The sequence below is a fragment of the Pseudarthrobacter cellobiosi genome (assembly GCF_023913815.1).
GTDB lineage: Bacteria > Actinomycetota > Actinomycetes > Actinomycetales > Micrococcaceae > Arthrobacter > Arthrobacter cellobiosi.
In genome coordinates this window covers 1-1667 of sequence record NZ_JAMXBK010000003.1, presented here as the reverse complement: position 1 = coordinate 1667, position 1667 = coordinate 1, and the positions used below count along the sequence as shown (strand labels likewise).

Sequence of the window (1667 nt, the reverse complement as noted above, 5' to 3'; positions counted from 1 at the left end):
CCTTGATCCACCGATGTTGCTCGGGGCGCCGACGGCGGTTTAAACCGAGAATGCCCGTCTTTTCAAGGAAAATGGAGCTTGTCTAGAACCCATTGACCACCGAAAAGAGAGGCATCTCGTAAGTGCAAGTTTCGCATAAGCCGTCCGCTGTGTCAGTTTCCTTTGATGAGCCGAACCTCGTGTCGGCTGCCGGGCTGCTCCCGGTGATGACGCTGGCCCGAGACGCCGGCCTGCATGGGCTCGCCGATGAGTGGCTGTCGGTCCCGACGGACAAGGGCGCGAACGCCGGGCTGAAGGTCGCGTCCCTGGTCGCCGGGATGGTCGCCGGCGCCGATTCGATCGAGGACATGGCCTTGCTGCGCCACGGCGGGATGAAGCGGCTCTTCAGCGCCTGTTACGCGCCCTCGACGCTGGGTTCGTTTCTGCGGTCCTTCACTTTCGGGCACGTGCGGCAGCTGGACGCGGTCGCGTCCCGCTTCCTGGCCAATCTGGGGACCCGGGCCCCGCTGCTGGGAGCACCCGCCGCCAGTGACTTCGTGTTCGTGGATGTCGACGACACGATCATCGAGGTCCACGGCTATTCCAAGCAGGGCTCCGGCTACGGGTACTCCGGGGTCCGCGGCCTGAACGCGCTGCTGGCCATAGCCTCGACGAAGGACACCGCCCCGGTGATCGCCGCCCAGCGGCTGCGCAAGGGTGCGGCGAACTCGGCCCGCGGCGCCAACCGTCTGATCACCGACGCCCTGTCCACCCTCAAGCGCGTCCACGTCGGCGGGCGGGTGCTCTGCCGTTTCGATTCGGCCTTCTACGGCCATGCCGCGGTTTCCGCGGCCCTGGCCGGCGGGGCGGAGGTCTCGGTGACCGCGCGCATGGACCCGGCCGTCAAACGCGCCATCGCCGGGATCCCGGACACGGCGTGGGAAACGATCGAATACACCGACGCGGTCTTCGACGAGGCCGCCAGCACCTGGGTCTCCAAGGCCGAGGTCGCCGAGACCGTGTTCACCGCGTTCTCCTCCCGCAGAAAGGCCGAGCAGATCACCGGTCGGCTGGTCGTGCGCCGCATCCCGGAACTGAACCCGAAAACCGCCGACGGGCAGGAAACCCTGTTCGACACGCACCGGCACCACGCGTTCTTCACCACCGTGGACGCCGAAGTTCTGGACACCGTCGCGGCCGACAAAACCCACCGGAAACACGCCATTATCGAGCAGGTCAACGCCGACCTTAAGGACAGCTCCCTGGCGCACCTGCCTTCAGGTGTTTTCGCGGCGAACTCAGCCTGGCTCGTCGCCGCGGTCATGGCCTACAACCTCACCCGCGCCGCCGGGATCCTCGCGGCCGGGTCCTTCGGCAAGGCCCGCACCGGAACGATCCGCCGCAAACTCATCCACGTCCCGGCCAGGATCGCCACCAGCGCCCGACGGATCCGTCTTCACCTGCCCGAAGCCTGGCCCTGGAAAACACCATGGCAGGCCTTGTCCGACCACCTCTACCCGCCGCCGCGACCTGCCTGACCCCCGTCAACCCAGCCGCACGGCGCGACCAGAACAACCAGTGGAACACTCAAGGGGCAGCGAGGCCCGGCACCCCAGCACGCCCTTCGCCCGCACAACGAGCCGAAACCGAATTCAGCTCATCCGCCCAGGCGGATCGGTGGATCAAGG

Annotated in this window: 1 protein-coding gene; it reads left to right on the top strand. The window is 67.0% G+C overall.

Going from position 1 to position 1667, the window contains the following annotated elements; translation table 11 throughout:
• The first annotated feature begins 122 nt into the window (after positions 1 to 122).
• A complete protein-coding gene (locus NG701_RS00015) occupies positions 123 to 1517 on the top strand; it encodes an IS1380 family transposase (RefSeq protein ID WP_252563034.1) in 1395 nt (464 codons plus the stop codon).
• Positions 1518 to 1667 lie beyond the last annotated feature (150 nt).